The organism is Murinocardiopsis flavida, assembly GCF_003014485.1.
Classification (GTDB): domain Bacteria; phylum Actinomycetota; class Actinomycetes; order Streptosporangiales; family Streptosporangiaceae; genus Murinocardiopsis; species Murinocardiopsis flavida.
The window spans coordinates 99,726-119,708 of the sequence record NZ_PYGA01000018.1 but is presented as its reverse complement, the minus strand read 5'-3'; the positions used below and the strand labels follow the sequence as shown (position 1 = coordinate 119,708).

11 protein-coding genes and 1 tRNA gene are annotated in these 19,983 nt (G+C 70.9%); 8 read left to right on the top strand and 4 right to left on the bottom strand.

Annotated features, from left to right (window positions below; all coding sequences use genetic code 11):
* Genes CLV63_RS23470 through CLV63_RS23460 form a run of 3 tightly spaced genes read right to left on the bottom strand, consistent with a single transcriptional unit; the run spans window position 1 to window position 2,490 of the window.
* A complete protein-coding gene (locus CLV63_RS23470) occupies window positions 1–1,221 on the bottom strand; it encodes an aminotransferase class V-fold PLP-dependent enzyme (protein ID WP_106585353.1) in 1,221 nt (406 codons plus the stop codon).
* The gene (locus CLV63_RS23465; protein ID WP_146165639.1) at window positions 1,218–2,213 is read right to left on the bottom strand and encodes a TauD/TfdA family dioxygenase; all 996 of its coding nucleotides are present in this window, start codon (window positions 2,211–2,213) and stop codon (window positions 1,218–1,220) included. Before CLV63_RS23465 ends, CLV63_RS23470 begins: the two co-directional genes overlap by 4 nt.
* 16 nt (window positions 2,214–2,229) lie before the next feature.
* Window positions 2,230–2,490 carry an acyl carrier protein gene (locus CLV63_RS23460; protein ID WP_106585351.1) on the bottom strand — a complete coding sequence of 87 codons (261 nt, stop codon included), beginning with the start codon at window positions 2,488–2,490 and terminating at the stop codon, window positions 2,230–2,232.
* Between the two features lie 383 nt (window positions 2,491–2,873).
* On the opposite strand from CLV63_RS23460, the gene CLV63_RS23455 reads away from it, so the two are divergent.
* From CLV63_RS23455 to CLV63_RS23425, 7 genes are all read left to right on the top strand, one after another.
* Window positions 2,874–4,322 carry an aldehyde dehydrogenase family protein gene (locus tag CLV63_RS23455; RefSeq protein WP_106585350.1) on the top strand — a complete coding sequence of 483 codons (1,449 nt, stop codon included), beginning with the start codon at window positions 2,874–2,876 and terminating at the stop codon, window positions 4,320–4,322.
* Window positions 4,323–4,426: 104 nt separating this feature from the next.
* Entirely contained in the window at window positions 4,427–5,638 is a 1,212-nt protein-coding gene (locus CLV63_RS23450; RefSeq protein WP_106585349.1) for a sensor histidine kinase, read from the top strand.
* Window positions 5,635–6,261, top strand: coding sequence for a response regulator (locus CLV63_RS23445; RefSeq protein WP_106585348.1), 627 nt, complete (start codon window positions 5,635–5,637; stop codon window positions 6,259–6,261). The genes CLV63_RS23450 and CLV63_RS23445 overlap by 4 nt, the downstream gene beginning before the upstream one ends.
* Before the next feature lie 501 nt (window positions 6,262–6,762).
* Window positions 6,763–7,314 carry a helix-turn-helix domain-containing protein gene (locus CLV63_RS23440; protein WP_170134302.1) on the top strand — a complete coding sequence of 184 codons (552 nt, stop codon included), beginning with the start codon at window positions 6,763–6,765 and terminating at the stop codon, window positions 7,312–7,314.
* Complete coding sequence (locus CLV63_RS34120; protein WP_106585346.1) at window positions 7,311–14,639, top strand: type I polyketide synthase; 7,329 nt, start codon at window positions 7,311–7,313, stop codon at window positions 14,637–14,639. Before CLV63_RS23440 ends, CLV63_RS34120 begins: the two co-directional genes overlap by 4 nt.
* Complete coding sequence (locus CLV63_RS23430) at window positions 14,632–17,418, top strand: type I polyketide synthase (protein WP_211301432.1); 2,787 nt, start codon at window positions 14,632–14,634, stop codon at window positions 17,416–17,418. Before CLV63_RS34120 ends, CLV63_RS23430 begins: the two co-directional genes overlap by 8 nt.
* A 114-nt stretch (window positions 17,419–17,532) precedes the next feature.
* Window positions 17,533–18,177 (top strand): response regulator, encoded by a 645-nt coding sequence (locus CLV63_RS23425; RefSeq protein WP_106585344.1) that lies wholly within the window; start codon window positions 17,533–17,535, stop codon window positions 18,175–18,177.
* A 185-nt stretch (window positions 18,178–18,362) separates the two neighbouring features.
* Here CLV63_RS23425 and CLV63_RS23420 read toward each other — a convergent pair.
* Window positions 18,363–18,435: transfer RNA gene (locus tag CLV63_RS23420), tRNA-Lys, on the bottom strand.
* Between the two features lie 287 nt (window positions 18,436–18,722).
* Between CLV63_RS23420 and CLV63_RS23415 the strand changes: the two genes are divergently transcribed.
* Window positions 18,723–19,943: a glycosyltransferase family 4 protein gene (locus CLV63_RS23415; protein WP_106585343.1), complete on the top strand. Its 1,221-nt coding sequence runs from the start codon at window positions 18,723–18,725 to the stop codon at window positions 19,941–19,943.
* Window positions 19,944–19,983 lie beyond the last annotated feature (40 nt).

The window sequence follows — 19,983 nt, the reverse complement described above, 5'->3', positions numbered from 1 at the left end:
TCACCTCCGTTGCCGCGCCCGTTGCCCGGTGATCGCCCTTACTCCGTCGATCAGGGCGTGGACGTCCTCGCGTGTGGTGTAGCAGGCGATGCCCGCGCGGACCGCCTCCGAGTCCTCGGGCGAGAGTGCGCGGATCGCGTCAGAGGCGTAGAACCCTCCGTGCGTGACGGACACGCCGACCTCGGCGAGGCGTGCGGCGACCTTCTCAGCGGGCACGCCGAGCACCTGGAACGCCACCACGGGGACGCGCCGCGCGCCGCGCGCGGGGCTCAGCAGCCGCACGTCGGGATCCTGGTCCAGGGCGGTGACCAGTTCGTCCCACAGCAGGCCTTCGCGTGCGGCGACCGCCGCACGGTCCCAACGCAGGAGGAGCTCCGCTGCGACCCCGGTGCCCAGTACCGACTCGAATGCGGTGGTGCCCGATTCCAGGCGGTCGGGGAGGTCGAGTCCCGCCGAGGGGACCTGCTCGGGAAGTGCCAGCCCCGTCGCTGTGTCGTCCCGGACCCACATCGCGCCCGCGTGCGGCCCGTACCACTTGTAGGCGGAGGTGACCACCGCGTCCGCCGACCATGCCTCGGAGTCGATCTCCAGATGCGGGACCGCCTGCACCGCGTCGACGAAGACCCGGGCCCCGACCGCGTGGGCGGCCGCGGCGATCCTCGCGATATCGGGGATCACTCCCACGGCGTTCGACGCCGCCGTCACCGCCACCCAGCGGGTGCGCGGGCCGAGGATCCCGGTCACGGACTCGGTCGGCAGCACGCCGCCGCGCAGCCGCGCCGTGCGGACGACGGCGCCCCTGCCGACGGCCATGGCCTGCCAAGGGCTGATGTTCGCCTCGTGGTCGAGTTCGGTACGGACGATCTCGTCGCCGGGCCCCAGGGCCGCGCCTGCTGCCCGCACGAAGGCGGCCGTGAGGGTCGTCATGTTGGGGCCGAACAGCACGTGGCCACCGCGTGCCCCCAGGAGGGCGCCGACCCGCGACCGCGCCCAGGCGACCAGCTCGTCCGAATGCCGACTGGCGGGGAACATCCCGTGGTCGTTGGCGACCAGGGGCCCGTCCAGGTAGGCGGCGATGGCGTCGCGGACGGCGGCGTGGACGAGAGTGCCGCCCGGTCCGTCGAAACGGGACGTCCCCCGGCGCAGTCCGGGGAACTGACCGGCGGTGGGCCGGTCGAGATAGTCGTCCAACGGTCGCGGCAGCAGGTCGTCGACCTTCATCGCCCTCTCCCGGGCTCGACGGCGCGTTGCCCGAAGCCGTCCTCAGCGGCCTCGCCGGCCGGGCGCGGGCGGTCGAGCCTGATGATCGTCCGCTTCAGCCAACGGTCCGTTCCGTCGTAGCTGGGCCGGAACGACCTGCGGCTGTGCACCGCCACATCGTTGTCGACCAGGACGATGTCGCCCGGTGTGAGAGGCAGCTCCGCCTCGCACTCCACCAGCCGCGTCCCCAGGGCCGCGTAGGCGTCGAGGAAGGCGGGGTCGTCGGTGAGCACTCGGCTGTAGACCGGGTCGTAGCGCAGGCAGGGACCGTCGTCCGCCCACCACACGGTGGCGACCCCCCGCGCCTCCCGGTCCAGCCAGCGGTGCGCGGTGTTCGGAGCGCCGTAGGAGTCGTCCGGAGTGATGGCGACCAACGGGCGTTCGAGCTGGGCGTACTCGGCGTCGGTCAACCCCGTCCGGCGCACGCTGGCCACCGATGTCCCGACGCTCTCCGGATTGCGCATGCAGACGAGCATCAGGATGTGCGGGCGGCCCGGGTGGAAGGCGTCCTCGGTGTGCCGGGCCAAGGGCTCGACACTGCCGGCACCCACCTGGAGCGTCTCCTGGCCGCGGATGGGCAGGATGTTGTGGACGAGCCGGCCGTCTTGCTGTTCGGCCCAGCCGAACACGTCCCCCATTGCCGAGGCGGCCAGCATGATCGCCATGTCGATCGCCGCGGCGTCGGCGTTCTGGTCGTCCTTCCAGTGTTCGGGGGTGGAGCCGGGGTCACCGAAGCCGTCCAGCAGGCCGGAGACGAGCCGGTATCCGCGGTGCCGCTCCGGGGGTGCCATGACCGCCGCGAGATCGGCGGCCAGGTCCGCCGCTGCCCCCGTGGTCCGCAGGTTCGGCGGGTCTTCCGGTCTGACTCCCGACCGGGCCAGCCGGTACGCCTCCCGCGCCAACCGTTCGGCGAGCCCTGGGCCGGCGATTACTCGATCGGCGCTGCGTTGCATGTCAATCCCATCTCCCTCAACCGCCCTCGTTGGCCGATTTACGGTCCGCCTCCAGGGTTTCGCATATCTTGTCGAGGGTGCGGAATGAATCGGTATTCGTCGATCCGATATCTAGGCCGTAGCGCTCGTGCAGTACCGCGATAAAACGCAGTGTGTCCATGGAGTCGAGGCCGAAACGGGAACTGAGCCCGAACAATGGCTCGTCCGTCGCGATCTGGTCGCACTCTGCGTCCAGTTTGTAGACCTCGATGAACAGGTTGCGCACCTCGTCGACCATTGTTACCGCCTTCCGGGACTGAGGGGCGCCGTCGCGTCGTCGACTGCATCAAGTGGCGCGCCGAGGAATTGTCTGCTTCTTCTCAGCGCCCACCCGGAACACATTCGGATGGGTAAACCCCGAGGGCCATTCCACGAACAGAGGACACGCCCCCGATCATGATCGGACATATCGGAAGTTATAGGAGGCTTGAAATCGGGTCAACCGACATGACCGCTACCGGACATGGTCTATGGACGAGGCATTAATGTGAAGCTAGTGTCGCTCCGATTGACCTGGATAGACCTGGAGATCATCGGCATCCGCCTCTTCGGAATACGCCCGCGCTCCGGTGCGGGCATGAGGCGGATCCGCCGTCCGGACCGAAGGGGTGGATCATCAGAATGGCGACCTCGCCCGACCGGTTGCCGCCGAGACTCGGCAACTTCATCGAAGGCGCTTCCGTGGCACCCCGGTCGGGACAATGGTCCGCCATTGTCGACCCGTGCACCGAGCGGCCCGCGTTCCGTTCGCCCCTTTCCCGGGGAGAGGACGTCGACGCCGCGATGCGCGCTGCGGCCGCGGCGTTCGGCGGCTGGGGCTCGTCCCCCGCGTCGGAACGCTCGGCGCTGCTGCACGCACTGGCCGACGCCATCGTGGCCCACGCCGGCGAGCTGGCCGCCCTGGACTCCGCGGACACCGGGAAACCCGTGGCGGCGCTGATCGAGGAGGAGATCGTCCCGGCGGCAGACCAGCTCCGCTTCCTCGCCGGGACGGCCCGGGCGATGAGCGGGCCCGCCGCAGGAGAGTACGTGGCATCGCACACCTCGGTCGTCCGGCGCGAACCCGTGGGTGTGTGCGTCCAGATCACCCCGTGGAACTTCCCGCTGATGATGGCCGTCTGGAAGATCGCCCCCGCATTGGCCGCGGGCAACACGGTCGTCCTCAAGCCCGCCGAGACCACACCGCGCAGCGCGTTGCGACTGGGCGAGATCGCAGCGGAGCTCCTGCCTCCGGGCGTGCTCAACGTGGTGTGCGGCGATCGGGAGACGGGCCGCCTGCTGGCCCGCCACCCTGCGGCGGACCTGGTCGCCCTGACCGGCAGCACCCGCGCCGGCCGGGAGGTCGCGGCGACTTCGGGCGCCGCGCTGAAGCGCCTCCACCTCGAACTCGGCGGCAACGCCGCCGCGGTCGTCTTCGACGACGTCGACGTGCCCGACACCGCTGCGCGCATCGCGGCGGCCGCCTTGCTCAACGCGGGACAGGACTGCGTGGCCGCGAGCCGCGTCCTCGTGCACGAAGGGATCCACGACGACGTCGTCGCCGAACTCGTGCGCCGGGCGGAATCCTACCGACCCGGCCCACCCGGTGATCCCGATTCCGCCTTCGGGCCGCTGAACAACGCCGACCAATTGGATCACGTGCGGGGCCTCATCGCCGGCCTCGGACCCCACGCCAAGATCCTTACCGGAGGGCGCCGGTTCGGGGACACCGGTTATTTCTTCGCCCCGACCGTGGTGATCGGGGTTCGCCAAGAAGACGCCATTGTCCAGGAAGAGGTGTTCGGCCCGATCATCACCGTGCAGCCCTTCCGGACTTCAGCGGAGGCGCTCGCCTTGGCCAACGGAGTCTCCCAGGGACTCGCGTGCAGCGTCTGGACGAACGATCACACCAGGGCCCTGGAGTTCGCACGCGATCTGCATTGCGGCTGCGTGTGGATCAACACGCACGTCGTCTTCGCCGCGGAGATGCCCCATGGTGGTTTCAAGGGCTCCGGAAACGGAAAGGATCTTTCCGTTTTCTCGCTGGAGGAATACACACACGTCAAACACGTGATGACGCGTCTCAGGTAGCTCCGGGAAAAGGGGGCCGGACTCCCGCGTACATCGAATTGTGTACATCAGAGTCCTTTCCGAGGAGGAGAGCGGTGCGCATCGGAAGATGATGGAATGAACCCATGAGGATGCGTGTTCTGCACGGCCGGATCGGCGGCGGCCAAAAAGACGCGGGCGTGGCCGCACTCCTCTTCGTGGGCGGGGTCGTCCTGCTCCATTCCGGCGCCTACTCGGCACGCGACTCCGGCACCGCATGGTCCGTCACCGAGTACGGCTACCCCGCACCGGCGCTGATCGGCACGCTCGCCGCGGTCTGTGCCGCGGTCGCGCTGAGGCGCCGGGCTCCCGTTGCGGGCCTGGTCATCGGCACGATCGGGTTCGTCGCCGACGTCGTCATGGGAGCAGCGCTCGGAACGATCCTCATCTACACGGACAACCTCTACGCCGCCTGCATCTACGGCCCGCGAAAGCTCTCCCGGATCCTGCCCGCGCTCTCGGCGACCTTGACCATCGCGCTGGGGGTGGCGGTCTTCGCCACGGGGCAGCAGTTGAGCGCGAGCATCGTCCTGATGGTCGTCATCGCCATGGTGCTCGTGACCCCGGTTGCAACGGCGACCGTCGTCAAGCAGCACCGCGACCGGGCGGAGACGGAACGCCTGCACGCCGACCAGGTGGTGCGCCTCGCCGAGCTGGACCGGCGGGAGGCCGTGAACGCCGAGCGCACCCGGATGGCACGCGAACTGCACGACGTCATCGCGAACCACCTCGGCATCGTGGTGTTGCAGTCCACGGCAGTGCTGGCGCGACCCGACCTGGACGCCGAGACGGTACGACGGCTGCTGACCACGATTCGGGAGAACGGCGTCCAGGGACTCACCGAGATGGGCGCCTTCATCGACCTGCTCCGCGACGACACCGCAGGCGAGGGGCTGCCGTCCACATCGACGCGCATATCCGAGCTGGGGCGGCTGATCGAGCAGGCGGGCGAGCAGGCGCACCTCGAGACGATCGGGGAGCCGCGCCCGCTGCCCGCCACCGTGGAGCTGGCCGCCTACCGGATCACACAGGAGTCCGTGACGAACGCTCTCAAACACGGCGGAGACGGCCCCATCGGCGTACAGCTCCGCTACAGGGAGGGAGAGATCGATCTGACCATCGACAACGAACTGAACGGCTCCGCTACCCCCGAGCTTCCCGGATGCGGCGCCGGGCTGACGGGAATGCGGGAACGGGCGGCTCTCCTCGGTGGGAGGCTCACCGCCGGATCCAGTGGGCACGGGTGGCGCATTCACGTGGTGCTTCCCACCTCGACCAGGACGGTGGCGGACGGATGATCAGGGTCCTCGTCGCCGATGACCAGGATGCCGTGCGCACAGGCTTGGTACTGATCCTCGGTGGCGCGGCGGACATCACGGTGATCGGCGAAGCCGGCGACGGCGAGAGAGCGGTCGAACTGGCCCGCACCTTGAAACCCGATGTCCTGGTCATGGACGTCCGCATGCCGCACAAGGACGGGATCACGGCAACACGGGAGTTGCAGGGCTCCACCGACGTCTTGATCCTGACGACCTTCGACATGGACGAATATGTATTCGGCGCACTGCGCGCCGGCGCCGCTGGATTCCTGTTGAAAAGCGCCGACGGAGACACTCTGCTCCATGCCATACGCCTAATCGCCAGCGGCGACGGGCTCATCTCCCCTGCCGTCACCCGGCGGCTGATCGCGTCCTTCGCCGGGCCCGGCGAAAAATCCGCGTCGGAACCGCGGCTGGACTCCCTTACCGATCGCGAGATCGAAGTCCTGTCCTGCATTGGGCATGGGCTTTCCAACCAGGAGATATCTGTGAATCTGGAAATAGCAGAGGCCACGGCCAAGACCCATGTCAGCCGGATCCTCACCAAGCTCGGCCTGCGCAGCCGTGTACAGGCCGCCATCCTCGCCCAACAGCTGGATTAATGGCACACCCGATTGCGCCCCGATCTCCCTGCACCTGATCACCGAGGCATTCTCACCCGTCATCACCGGCACGGTCCCGCCTTCTGCCTGGTCATCCCGGCCGGAGGCGCGGTCGGCATGACCTTTCCGGAACGTCGCAACAGACACGAAGATCCGAATCAGATCAGAGCCGTCATTAGCCAGGACACGGATTATGCGTAACTCGACATGACCTGTTCCGGCCAGGGTGAGCGATTTTCGAAATAGCCCGCATTGATTTACTTGCACGTCCTAGCAAGTCCTGTTATGTTTGATTTTCAAAGACTATGCAATGGAGTTGTTAAATGTCGCGGCACCCCTGAAGCGGACCAGTCTCCAGAGGAAATTCGTCGCATGCATAAGCGTACCGAAATGATCGAGTCCCACCACCTCTTAGAGTCGCTGCTGAAACTCGCATCGACCTGCAAGTCAGGGTTTTCGGCCATAGTCCCGCAGGAGTGGGTCCCGAGGGTCCTTACCGCAATGGAAAGGAACGACCTCGCGGGCCGCGGTCGGCCGGCCTCCTCCTACCGGATCGCCTACGTCCGCAATGGGACGCGCGTCCTCCGCGCCGATCCGGCCGTGCGTGCACTGTCCACTTCGCCCATCTGGCTGGCCGTCGCCGACCGCCGGCTGGCGCTCGTGTCGCCTTCATCGTGGAACACGACCCACGCCTCCTGGATCACCGCCGACAAGAACGGCGTCCAGGCGGCGAAGGGCGTCTTCGAACTGCTCTGGTGCGGCGCCCACCAGAACGGGCCGCCCGTGCTGAAGTCAACGGAACGCCGTTCCGCGGTGCTCATCTACCTGGCCAGAGGGCTCACCGACACCGCAATCGCCGGTCAACTGCACGTGACCGAACGGACCGTCCGCCGGGAGATCAGGGCGCTGATGACCGCCACCGGTTCCGCCACGCGGTTCCAGCTCGGCCTGCGGACGGCGCTCGGCGTGCTCTCGCCGCCCGTCCTCGACCGGCCGGAGAACACCAGGCCGCAGGAGACCCGCGCGGACCCGGGATTGAAGGTCCGGTCATGACGGGCGGGCCCATCGCCCGATCCGGCCGCCCCGGCTCAGGTGTCCACCTGCTGTTCGAGCACCAGGCGGGTTCCGAGGCGACGTCCGACGCGATCGCCCTTGTCCACGGCTCCCGTGAGGTGAGCTACGGCGAACTCGACCGCCGCGCCGACCAGGTCGCCGGCCACCTACAGAGCAGCGGCGTCGAGCCCGGGGACCTCGTCGGCGTGCGCCTGGATCGCGGCCCCGAAATGATCGCGGCGATGCTGGGGATCCTCAAGGCCGGGGCCGCCTACGTGCCCATCGACCCCGACGACCCGGTCGAAAGGTCCACCCACATCACGGCCGAAGCCGGGCTGCGCGCACTGATCACCGGTCCGGGGAGCGGCCTCCCCACCGCCGCGGCCGAATCGCCCGTCCCCGTCCTCGACCTGGTGGCCCTCTCGGCGTACCGCGGTGGGCCGCCCGCACCCGTACTCGTCGATCCGGCCGGCCCGGCCTATGTGATCTACACGTCCGGGTCGACGGGGCGGCCCAAGGGTGTGCCGATGGCGCACCGGTCACTGCTCAACCTGCTGCACTGGCACGACCGGACGCGTCCCGGCTCCTGCCGGCTCCGAACGCTGCAATTCTGCTCGGTGGGCTTCGACTTCTCCTTCCACGAGATCTTCTCCACACTGTGCTTCGGCGGGACGCTCGTCATCGCCGACGACCGCGTACGGCGCGACCCCTTCGCGCTCGCCCGATTCGTCGCCGACAACGGAGTCGAGCGGCTCTTCCTTCCCGTGACGGCCCTCAACCAACTGGCCGACGCGGTCGGCGAGCGCCCTCTTCCGCTCTCCCTCCGCGAGGTGATCACCACCGGGGAGGGCCTGCGGATCACCCCCGCACTGGCCCACCTGTTCAAGCGGACCGGTGCCCGGCTGCACAACCACTACGGCGCGACCGAGTTCCAGGACGCGACGTGCCACACCCTCAGCGGCGATTCCGCGACCTGGCCCGCATCGGTGCCGATCGGTCGGCCGATCGACAACGTCTCGGTCCATGTCCTCGACGCCGACCTGCGGCCCGTGCCGCCAGGGCAGGACGGAGAGCTGTACATCGGCGGCGCCGGGGTCGCCGGCGGTTACCTCAACCGCCCCGATCTGACCCGGGAGCGGTTCATCCCCGATCCGTTCGGCGAGGGACGGCTGTACCGAACGGGCGACCTGGGCCGTCTTCGCCCGGACGGCGTCCTGGAGCATCTGGGCCGCGCCGACGCGCAGGTGAAGATCCACGGTGTGCGGGTCGAGCCGGGCGAGATCGAGTCGCTCCTCGGCGCCCACCCCGACGTCAAGGACTCCGTCGTCGCGGCCCACGGACCGAGCGGCCACAAGCGGCTGGCCGCGCACGTCGTCCTGCGCGGTGGTACATCACGCGACGGCATCGCGCAGCGCCTGCACCGGTATCTCGCCGGGAAACTGCCCAGCGCCATGCGTCCTGACGCGTACGTCGTCCTCGACGAACTGCCGCTCACCGCGAGTGGGAAGAAGGACCGCCGCGGCCTTGCCGCGCCCGCGACCTTCGCCCGGCTCACCGACGCCCCTCTCGCGCGGCCGGGAACGGAGACCGAGCGCGTCCTCGCGGAGATCTGGCGGGACGTGCTGCACCTCGACGCCGTCGGCGTGCACGACAACTTCTTCGACGCCGGAGGCACCTCCGCCCATCTGGTCGAGGTGCAGAAGCAGATCACCGAGCGCACGGGGGTGGATCTGACGGCCGTCGACCTCTTCGGCCATCCCACGGTCCGCGCCCTCGCCGAGCGGCTCTCCGCGTCCGGCGGCGATCGGCGGCGCCGCCGGACGGCCAGAGCAGCGACGGCGGACCCCGACCCCGCCATCGCGATCATCGGCATGTCGGGGCGGTTCCCCGGCGCCGACGACATCCCCACGTTCTGGCGGAACCTGCGCGAGGGCGTCGAGTCCGTCACGCCACTCTCGGACCGCGAGACCGAACAGCACGATCCCCGGCTGCTGCACCACCCCGACTATGTGCGGGCGGCCGCGCCGATATCGGACATCGAGTCCTTCGACGCCGAGTTCTTCGACATCGGGCCCGAGGAAGCGGCCGTGATCGACCCGCAGCAGCGGGTGTTCCTCCAATGCGCGTGGGAGGCATTCGAAAGCGCGGGGTACGACCCCGGTGCCGCCAGCGGGCCCGCGGGGGTGTTCGCCGGCTCCAACATCAGCACCTATCTGATGAACAACGTGGCCCCGCACCTCGGTGGCGCGTCCGACACGCCCTTCACCGAGGCCGACCTCCGGCAGTTCCGGATGAAGCTGGGCAACGACCGCAACTACCTCCCCACACGCGTCTCCTACAAGCTGAACCTGAACGGGCCGAGCGTGAACCTGCAAACGGCCTGCTCGACCTCCCTTGTGGCGGTCCACCAGGCGTGTCAGAGCCTGCGGAGCGGGGAGTGCGACATGGCACTGGCTGGTGGCGTGTCGATCGTCGTGCCGCAGCGGAGCGGCTACCTCTTCGAGGACGGAATGATCCGTTCGCCCGATGGCCACTGCCGGGCCTTCGACGCCCGGGCGGCGGGGACCCTCTTCGGCAACGGCTGCGGGGTCGTGCTGCTGAAGCGGCTCACCGAGGCGGTGGCCGACGGCGACGAGATCGTGGCCGTGATCAAGGGCTCCGCGGTCAACAACGACGGCGCCGACAAGGTCGGATTCACCGCCCCCAGCGTGACCCGGCAGGCCGACGTGGTCGAGGACGCCCTGCGCGACGCGGGTGTCGACGCCGGCACCGTGACCTATATCGAAGCGCATGGCACGGGCACGCGGCTCGGCGACCCGATCGAGATCGCCGCGCTCAACGACGCCTTCCAACGGACCGGTGCGGGCCCTCTGCCGCGCGGGCACTGCGCTGTGGGGTCGGTCAAATCCAACATCGGCCATCTCGACGAGGCGGCGGGCATCGCCGGCCTGATCAAGACGGCGCTGGCCCTCAAGCATCGCTGCCGACCGCCGAGCCTGCACGTCGAGCAGCCGAATCCGCGGATCGACTTCGAGGGCGGGCCCTTCTTCGTCAACACCTCCCTCACCGACTGGCCCGCTGCCGACGGACCACGCCGCGCCGGGGTCAGCTCGTTCGGCATCGGCGGCACGAACTGCCACGTGGTGCTGGAGGAGGCGCCCCCGGCGGGGGGTTCCGACCACGGCGGCGCGGGCCCCGAACTGCTCACCCTCAGCGCCCGCACGGACGACGCCCTGCGCCGGACCGCCCTGCGCTACGCCGCGCACCTCGCGGAACGGCCCGACCAGTCGCTCGCCGACGTCTGCCACACGGCCGCGGTCGGACGTCGGCACTTCGAGCACCGGCTCGCCGTCATCGCCGAGACCGCGGAGCAGGCCCGCGCCGGGTTGGAGACGTCCGCATCGGCCCTGGGAACCGCCGCGAAGCCGCCGCGGGATCCCGGGGCGACCGCCTTCCTGTTCGGCGGGCAGGGCACGCAGCACGTCGGCATGGGCCGCGCCTTGTACGAGACCCGACCGGTGTTCCGTGCCGCGCTGGACCGCTGCGACGCGCTCCTGCGGCCGCACCTCGACCGGCCACTGCCGGCCGTGCTCTTCCCCGCCGAGGGCGAGGCCTCCCCCATCGACGACACCGCCTACGCCCAGCCGGCGTTGTTCGCGGTGGAGTACGCCCTTGCCGAACTATGGCGGTCCTGGGGAGTCGAACCCGGCGCCGTGGTCGGTCACAGCGTGGGCGAGTACGTGGCGGCGTGCGTAGCGGGGGTGTTCTCCCTTGACGACGCCCTCACGCTCCTGGCCGCCCGCGCGCGGCTGATGCAGGCCCTGCCCGGCGGGCGCATGGTCTCGGTGGCCGCGGACGAGGTGTCGGTCGCCCCATTCATCCGGCCCTACGCGGACCGGGCGGCGATAGCGGCCGTGAACGGTGCCCTCTCGACGGTCGTCTCCGGTGAGGGCACGGCCGTCGCCGAGGTCTGTGCCGCTCTGGCGGAGCAGGGTCGCACCTGGACGGACCTGACCGTCTCGCACGCCTTCCACTCCCCCATGATGGAGCCGATGCTGGCCGAGTTCACCGAGGTCGCCCGGTCGGTCCGGTACTCGCCACCGCACACGACGATCGTGTCCAACGTGACGGGCGCGGTCATCGGGGACGAGATCGCCGCGGCCGACTACTGGGTGCGCCAGGTGCGGCAGCCGGTACGGTTCGCCGACGCCGTGGACGCGGTCGCCGGGCTCGGCGCCCGCGTGTTCGTGGAGCTGTCCCCAAAACCCGTACTGCTGCAACTCGTCCGCCGGCGGCTACCGGACACCGACGCGGTCCTCGTCCCGAGCCTGCGGCCCGGCAGGGGGCGGGAACAGATGCTGCGGGGCGTGCGTGACCTCTACCTGGCGGGTGCCGCGATCGACTGGACCGCCTTCCACGCCCCGCGCGGTCGCCGCCGCGTGGCGCTGCCCACGTATCCGTGGCAACGACGGCGCCACTGGATCAGCGCGCCGTCTCCCGGATCCTCGCCCGCGCCTCGTGGCAGCGGTGCCCCGCTCGCCGGGCGGCCGATCGAGCTCGCGGAGAGTTCCGAGATCCGCTTCGAGTCGGTGATCGGCCCACGCAGGCTCTCGTGGTTGGGTGACCACCGCATCTTCCAGACGATCGTGCTGCCCGGCGTGGCGTATCTGGAGATGGCCCTCGCCGCCGCGAAGCGGGCGCTGGGCGGCGCGCCCTTCGAGTTGCGGGACTTCATGATCCACCGGGCCATGCCCTTCGCGGACGAGGACGCCGAGCGCACCGTGCAACTCGTCCTGCGGCCGGTGGCGGGCGGCCGATCATACGACCTGCGGATCCTCGCTCGGCCGCAGGACGGCTCCGGGCCCGGCCCCGCGGCGCGCGCGTCCTGGGTCCTGCACGCCTCCGGCCGGTTGGCACCGGCCGGAGCCGGTCCGGCGGCACCGGCCGCGGCGGACCTGGAACCGGGGTCGGCGGCGGAGGTTCCCGTCGAGGAGATCTACCGGGGCGAGCGTGAACGGGAGATCGACCTCGGCCCCTCCTTCCACGCGACGGAACGCCTCTGGCACGAGGGGGCCTCCTGCCTCTCCGAGATCGGGCTGCCGGCGTCCGAGCGGCCCGGATCGGACGCGTACGAGGTGCACCCGGTGATCCTGGAGGCCTGCTTCCTGGCCCTGACGGTGACCTATCCGGAACGGTACGGCCGACGCACCTACGTCCCGGTCGGCGTGGAACGGCTGCTCGTCGAGGGGCCGGGAGCGTCCTCGGCACGGTGCCGCGCACGGCTGCGCCCCGCCGACGGCGACGACCCGGAGACCCTGCGGGGGGACGTGCGGCTGTTCGCCGCGGACGGGCGGCCCATCCTCACCATGGAGGGGATCCTGCTCAAGCGGGCTGACCGCGCCGCCATGCTGGGCGGTTCCGCTCCGGAGTGGACGAGGTGGCTCTACACGACCGAGTGGACCGCGAGCGGCAGGGAGGCCGCGACGCCGCAGGCCCCGGCGAGCTGGCTGGTCCTCTCGGATGCCGACCTCGGCCCTGCCGTTGCGGAGGCGGTGCGCGCGAAGGGCGGCCGCTGCACTCTCGTGCCCGCTCCGGGGCTGCCGCCGACCGGACGGGCGTCCGCGGCCGACGCCGCGGGCGACCCGTCCGACAGCGCGTCACCGGATCGGATCGCCGGGATGGTCCGGGACCACGACGTCGTGGTCGACTGCCGCCCACTCGCTCCCGTGTCGGATTCCACCGCCCCCGACGGCGCGGCGTCGGCGCACACCACCCGGCTGCTGGACCTCGTCCAGGAGCTGACCCGCCGGGACGCGGCGCCGGCTCCCCTGTTCATCGTCACCCGGGGCGCTCAGAGCGTCGGTGATCGCCCGGTCGGCGACGTGGCGCAGGCGGCCCTGTGGGGGATGGGCCGGGTGATCGCACTGGAGCACGGCGAGCTCGGCGTCACGATGATCGACCTGGACCCCGGAACCTCACTCGCCGACCAGGTCGGGGCGCTCGTTCCGGAGATCGCCGCGGCGGCGCGGCCCGGCGCCGGCGCCGGGGCCGCCGAGCAGGTCGGGTTCCGCGGCCGGGCGCGCCACGTACCGCGCCTGGCCCGGGCCCGGATCGACGCCTCGATCACCCGGCCGCCCGTGACCGGCGCGGGCACCTACGTGGTCACCGGGGGTTTCGGCGGCCTCGGACTGGAGGTGGCGCGTTCCCTCGCCGCCGCCGGCGCTCGCCATCTGGCGCTGGTCGGCCGCCGTGGAGCGGACGCGGCCGGCGAACCGGCACTGCGCGCGATCCGTGCGTCCGGGGCCCGGGTGGCCGCGTTCAAGGCCGACGTCTCGGACGAGCGACAGGTCATCGATCTCCTGGCGGAGATCGGCGCCGATCCGGAGCTGCCTTCCGTCCGAGGGATCGCGCACCTGGCGGGCGTGCTGGACGACGGCCTGCTCCGGTCTCTCACACCCGAGCGGTTCGCCCGGGTCATGGCCCCGAAGGCGGCCGGTGCGTGGAACCTGCACCTGGCGACCCTGGACCTGGACCTGGACTTCTTCGCCGTCTTCTCCTCCGTCGCAGCGGCGCTGGGAACGCCCGGCCAGGCGAACTACGCCGCGGCGAACGCCTTCCTCGACGGCCTCGCGTCCCATCGGCGCGGGAGGGGCCTGCCGGCGCTGTCGGTCCAATGGGGCTCCTGGTCGGAGGTCGGCATGAGCGCCCGGATGAACCTGGACGAACGGCTCGAGCGCGAAGGCGAGGGGGTCATTCCCAAGGAGGCGGGCGTGGACGCGTTCGGATCCCTCCTCCACGCGTCGCCGCCGGGCGGCGTCATGGCCGTGTTGCCCATCGACTGGGACCGCTTCCTCAAGGCGCAGGCCGCTGTCCCGTCGTTCCTGTCCGGAATGCGGTCGGGGGGTGCGGATTCCCCGATGCCGGACGCGGCGCCCGGGTGGGACCTCGGCGCCGTACCGGCCGATCGGCGCAAGGCCGTCCTTGCGGAACGAGTCCGTGCGGACCTGGCGCAGGTCCTCGGGGAGCGCGTCGACCTCGAACCCGACACCGGCTTCTCCGCTCTCGGGATGGACTCCCTCATGGCCATCGAGTTGCGGAACCGGTTGCAGAAGGGGGTGGGCACCCGGCTCGGTTTCACCGTGGTCTTCGACTACCCGACACTGACGAGTCTGGTCGACCACCTGCATGAGCTGGTCGACCGGGCCGTCGCGCCGGCCCCGGATCCCCGGGCCGGGCGGCCGGACGATGCTCCGGACCGGCCGGGAGCGGCCGGCGACGCGGCCCGCCGCCTCGCCGCGAAGCTGGGGGTCGAGATCCGTGACTAGGGAGTCCGAACTCCACGGCCTCCTCCTCGAGAAGGCGCTGGGCAGGATCGAGGAGCTGGAGGCGGACCTCGCCGCGGCCCGCGGAGACCGGCGGGTCGCCGTAGTCGGCATGGGCTGCCGCTTCCCCGGTGCGAACGACCCCGACCAGTACTGGGACCTGCTGGCCCACGGGCGCGACGCCGTCGTGGAAGTGCCCCCGGACCGCTGGAACGCCGACGCCTTCCACGATCCGGACCCGGGCGTGCCGGGGAGGATGTGCAGCCGCTTCGGGGGCTTCGTCGCCCGTCCGGCCGACTTCGACGCGTCGTTCTTCGGGATCTCCCCCCGCGAAGCGGCGAGCATCGACCCCCAGCACCGCTTGCTCCTCGAAGTGGCGTGGGAGTCCTTCGAGCATGCGGGCCTGCCCCCGCAGCGCCTCCCCGCGCAGACGGGGGTCTTCGTCGGGGTCAGCAACGTCGACTACCGCGAGGCGCTGTCGGCACAAGGGCACGCGGCGATCGACGAGTACTTCAGTTCCGGCGCGACCCCGAGCACCGCCGGCGGCCGGCTGTCGTACCACTTCGGCCTGACGGGCCCATGCCTGGCGGTCGACACCGCCTGCTCGTCGTCGGCGGTAGCGGTCCACCTGGCCGTACGGGCGCTGCGGGCCGGGGAGTGCGAGCTCGCGCTGGCGGGCGGGGTCAACCGCATCCTCACCCCCCACGAGAGCATCAGCCTGTCCAAGGCCGGGATGCTCTCTCCCGACGGCCGGTGCAGGTCCTTCGACGCCGCCGCGAACGGATACGTGCGGTCCGAGGGCTGCGGCCTGGTCGTGCTCAAGCGGCTGGCCGACGCCCTACGCGACAATGACACGGTTCTGGCGGTGATCCGGGGGTCGGCGACCAACCAGGACGGCCGGAGGAGCGGCCTCACGGTCCCGCACGGGCCCTCCCAGCAGGCCGTCATCCGCGACGCCTTACGCGACGCCGGGGTGGCGGCGGCCGACATCGGCTTCGTGGAGGCCCAGGGCACCGGGACGGCGCTGGGCGACCAGATCGAGGCGGCGGCGCTGGCCGAGGTGTTCCGCGGCGACCGCGGCCCGCTGGTCGTCGGCTCCGCGAAATCCAACATCGGACACATGGAGTCGGCCTCCAGCGTCGGTGGACTGATCAAGGTCGTGCAGGCGATGCGCCACGGGACGATCCCGCCGAACCTCCACTTCCGCGAACCGAGCCCGCACATCGACTGGACCGACCCGCCGATGCACGTCCCGACCACGGTCGAGCGCTGGCCCCTCGACCGCCGGCTGGCAGGGGTCAACTCGTTCGGGTTCGGCGGGACCAACTGCCACATCGTCCTCGAGCAGGCCCCGGACGAGCCGCCGCGGTCGGTCGGCACGTCGGCCGACCGGCCGCGGCATCTCCTCACACTGTCGGCGAAGAGCGCGGTGGCGCTGCGGGACCTGGCGCTCCGCTACCAGACGCGCCTCGCCGACACGGATTCGCCGGTGGCCGCGGCGGACGTCTGCTTCACGGCCAATACGGGGCGGGGGCTCTTCCGGCACCGCCTGTGCGTGGCCGGCCGCGACTCACGTGAACTGGCGGACCACCTGGCGTCCTGGGCGGCGGACTGGTCGGAGGTGCCGTCGGCCCGGGTGGAGGGCGGGGAGACGGTCAACGGCTGCGCCCCTCCCGCAGCGCCGAAGATCGCGTTCCTGTTCACCGGGTCGGAGGATGCGTATGCCGGCATGGGGAGGAGCCTGTACACGACGCAGCCCACCTTCCGCCGGGTGCTGGAGCAGTGCGACCGGCTGCTCGCCGAACGCCGGGGCGGGCCCCTGGTCCCCGCGGGGGTCCGCGCGGACCTTTTCCGCGGTTGCGTGGCCGGGGATGCCGAGGACGGCGACCGCGGGCGCCTCGCCCTCTTCGTCGTTCAGCACGCCTTGGCGGAGCTATGGCGGTCGTGGGGTGTCGCGCCCCATCTGGTCGCCGGGATCGGCGCCGGCGGGACCGCCGCCGCGTGCGCGGCGGGCGCCCTCTCCCTTGGCGACGCCCTCGATCTCGCAGCCGGGCGGGAGCCGGCCGCGGGTGCGTACCGGGAGCCCCGTATCCCGCTGGTCATGAGGGCGGTCGACGAGGACGTCGGGGCGGACCTGCACGAGCGGTACGGCACGGAGATCCTCGTGGAGATCGGTCCGGGGATTTCCGGGCGCGGCCGCGCACCGGACCGTCGGCCGCTGCGGCTGCCGACCCTGCGACCGGGGGGCGAGTGGCCGGGCATCCTCATGGGCCTCGCCCACGCGTACGTCCGCGGTGCGCCCGTCGACTGGGCGGGGTTCGACCGCGACTACTCGGCGATGCGCCGCAGGGTCGCCGTGCCCACCTACCCGTTCCAGCGGGAACGCCACTGGCTCGCCGACCGCGTGAGCACGCCCGCTCCCGGCGGCGCCCGGCCGCTCACCGCCCCTGTCCCGGCCGCTGCGAGGGATCTGCGCCGCGAGATCGAATCCGTGTCCGATGGGCTCCCCGTACTCACCGGCGGAGTCAGGGCGCTACTGGCGGAGACGCTGGAGTACCCGGGGCCGATCGACCCGGCCGCCGACTTCACCGATCTCGGCATGGACTCACTGATGGCGGCGGAGTTCCGTGAACGCTTGCAGGAGGCCCTGCGTGTCACGGTGCCGCGAACGTTCGTCTCCGACCATCCGAATCTGGACGACCTGCTGACCGTGCTGGCCGAGATGCTCGGTTCGGCGATGTCGTCCCGCACCACCCCACTGCACGAGTCCACGGCCCCCTGAACCGCGGTCGTGCCCCCATGGGTCTTCGGGCAGGCGTCCACCGGCGCAGCGAGCCGGACCGCACAAGCATCGACTCGAACCGCGTATCACGTAGACCGTACGATCGGAGCAGCCATGACGATCAGGGTGATCCTGGCCGATGATGAGGTCACCGTCCGGACCGGGTTCGCGCTCTTTCTCGACTACTCCGCTCCGGACATCGAAGTGGTGGGGACGGCGGCCGACGGCCAAGAGGCCGTGGAGATGGCGCACGACCTGCGTCCCGATGTGGTCCTGATGGACATCCGGATGCCCCGCCTCGACGGGATCTCCGCCACTCGCCGCATCTCCGCGCTGACCAAGGTGCTCGTCCTCACCAACTTCGACTCCGACGAGTACGTCTTCAGCGCGCTCCGGGCAGGGTGCACCGGCTTCCTCTTGAAGAGCGTCAAGCCCGAACGCCTCATCGAAGCGATCAGGGCGGTCCACCGGGGCGAGGGAGTCCTCGCCCCCAAGGTGACCACCGCGCTGATCGCCAGTCTCTGCGCACGGCCGATGTCGACCGCCACGGACATGGACATCCTGACCCCGCGCGAGCGGCAGGTGCTCGGCTACCTGGGACACGGCCTGTCCAACACCCAGATCGCCGACCGCCTCAGCATGGCCGACACCACAGCGAAGACCCACGTCGCCAGCATCCTCGCCAAGCTCAAGGTGCGCAGCAGGACCCAGGCCGGCCTCGTCGCCAAGGAACTCGGCCTGACGAACACCGTCCCCTGATCCCGGCACGACGGGCGCGGCGACGTGCGGCGCTCCGGGGCCACGGACGCGACACACCCACGGCAGGCGGCGGCAGCCCCCGGGCCCGCCAGTCGGCGCCGCACGGGCGGCCACCGGGCACCCCGCAGTAAACGAGGCCCCGGTGCGGACCCTGGTCTCAAGGGTCGGGCCGGGGCCTTGTGCTGTGCGCCATCGGGGACTCGAACCCCAAACCCGCTGATTAAGAGTCAGCTGCTCTGCCTATTGAGCTAATGGCGCCCGCTGCGATGGGGCCTGGAACCCCGGCAGCGCCTGAATTCTAGCCGACACCGGCGCTGACCGGCCCCGCGACGGCCGTCGGCCGCGTCACAGGACGGACTCGACTTCGCCCGAAACACGCCCCCGCCTCCTCGTTGCTACTTTGCGGATTCAATATACTACTTAGAGTAACCATTCGTCCTTTGGCCTGATCGGCCACTGTCGATTTCGAGGGAGCAACGCGTGCGCCTTAGGGAAGAGGACCACGCCCGAACCGCGCCGACGTCCGCCACCGAGGGGCGCGACCAGTGAAGATCACGTTCCTCATCGCCAACGGCTACGGGATGGGCGGCACGATCCGCACCGTCTTCAACCTCGCGGGCGGCCTGGCCGAACGGCACGACGTGGAGATCCTCAGCCTGGTCCAGCACCGGCACGAGCCCTTCTTCGCGACGCCCCGGGGCGTGCCGATCACCGCGCTGTCGCCCACCAAGGCCTGGGCCGAACGGCCCGCACCGAGTCGGATCGAGCGCTACCGGGAGAACCGCCGCAGCCCCGCCGTTCCGCCGACGGAGAGCCCGGGAGAGGACGTCTTCAACTGCCGGGTGGAGCACGCGCTCCGCCGCCACCTGCGGCGCACCGACTCCGATGTCGTCGTCGCGACCCGCCCCGGCCTCAACCTGCTGCTGGCGAAGCACGCGCCGAAGCGGCTGCTCACCATCGGCCAGGAACACGTCCACCTGGGCAACCACAAAGAGGACCTCACCCAGGCGATCACCCGGCTCTACCCGCGGCTCGACGGCATGACCGTCCTCACCGAGGCCGACCGCCGCGCCTACGAGGACTTCCTGCCCGGCCGCCCGGGATGGACCACCGTCATGCCCAACGCGCTGCCGGAGCCCGAGCACGGGCCGGCCACGCTGGACGCCCCGGTCATCGTCGCGGCCGGGCGGCTGACACCCATCAAGCAGTACAACAAGCTCGTCGACGCGTTCGCCATGGTCGCCGAGGAGCACCCCGAGTGGGAGCTGCGGATCTTCGGCGGCGGCAGCCGCGCCGACGCGCTGCGCGCGCAGATCGCGCGGCTCGGCCTGGAGAAGCGGGCGCGCCTCATGGGCCGGACGAAGGACCTGGTGGGCCAGCTCGCCCAGGCGTCGGTCCTGGCGGTCAGCTCCCGAGCGGAGGGGTTCGGGATGACCATCATCGAGGCGTTCTCGGTGGGCGTCCCGGTGGTGAGCTTCGACTGCCCGCACGGCCCGCGCGAGATCATCACCGACGGCCGCGACGGGCTCCTGGTGCCGCACCAGGACGTCGGCGCGCTGGCGGCGAGCCTGCGCAGGCTCATCAGGGACCGGGACGAGCGCCGCGCGATGGGTGCCGCCGCGCTGCACTCGGCGAAGCGCTACTGCATGGCGGAGATCACACGGCAGTGGGAGGACTTCGTCGCCACCCGGTTCGCGGCGAAGGGGAGCCGGCCGCGCCGCGCCGCCGAACCGCGGCGGGCGCTGGCGCGTCCGGGCTTGCCCTGACGCGAAAAGGCCCGGACGCGAAGAAACCGCGTCCGGGCCT

Excerpts from the sequence above, each read along its gene's own strand:
- CLV63_RS23470 (WP_106585353.1), bottom strand. The coding sequence starts at position 1,221 with ATGAAGGTCGACGACCTGCTGCCGCGACCGTTGGACGACTATCTCGAC.
- CLV63_RS23465 (WP_146165639.1), bottom strand. The coding sequence starts at position 2,213 with ATGCAACGCAGCGCCGATCGAGTAATCGCCGGCCCAGGGCTCGCCGAA.
- CLV63_RS23460 (WP_106585351.1), bottom strand. The coding sequence starts at position 2,490 with ATGGTCGACGAGGTGCGCAACCTGTTCATCGAGGTCTACAAACTGGAC.
- CLV63_RS23455 (WP_106585350.1), top strand. The coding sequence starts at position 2,874 with ATGGCGACCTCGCCCGACCGGTTGCCGCCGAGACTCGGCAACTTCATC.
- CLV63_RS23450 (WP_106585349.1), top strand. The coding sequence starts at position 4,427 with ATGAGGATGCGTGTTCTGCACGGCCGGATCGGCGGCGGCCAAAAAGAC.
- CLV63_RS23445 (WP_106585348.1), top strand. The coding sequence starts at position 5,635 with ATGATCAGGGTCCTCGTCGCCGATGACCAGGATGCCGTGCGCACAGGC.
- CLV63_RS23440 (WP_170134302.1), top strand. The coding sequence starts at position 6,763 with ATGGAAAGGAACGACCTCGCGGGCCGCGGTCGGCCGGCCTCCTCCTAC.
- CLV63_RS34120 (WP_106585346.1), top strand. The coding sequence starts at position 7,311 with ATGACGGGCGGGCCCATCGCCCGATCCGGCCGCCCCGGCTCAGGTGTC.
- CLV63_RS23425 (WP_106585344.1), top strand. The coding sequence starts at position 17,533 with ATGACGATCAGGGTGATCCTGGCCGATGATGAGGTCACCGTCCGGACC.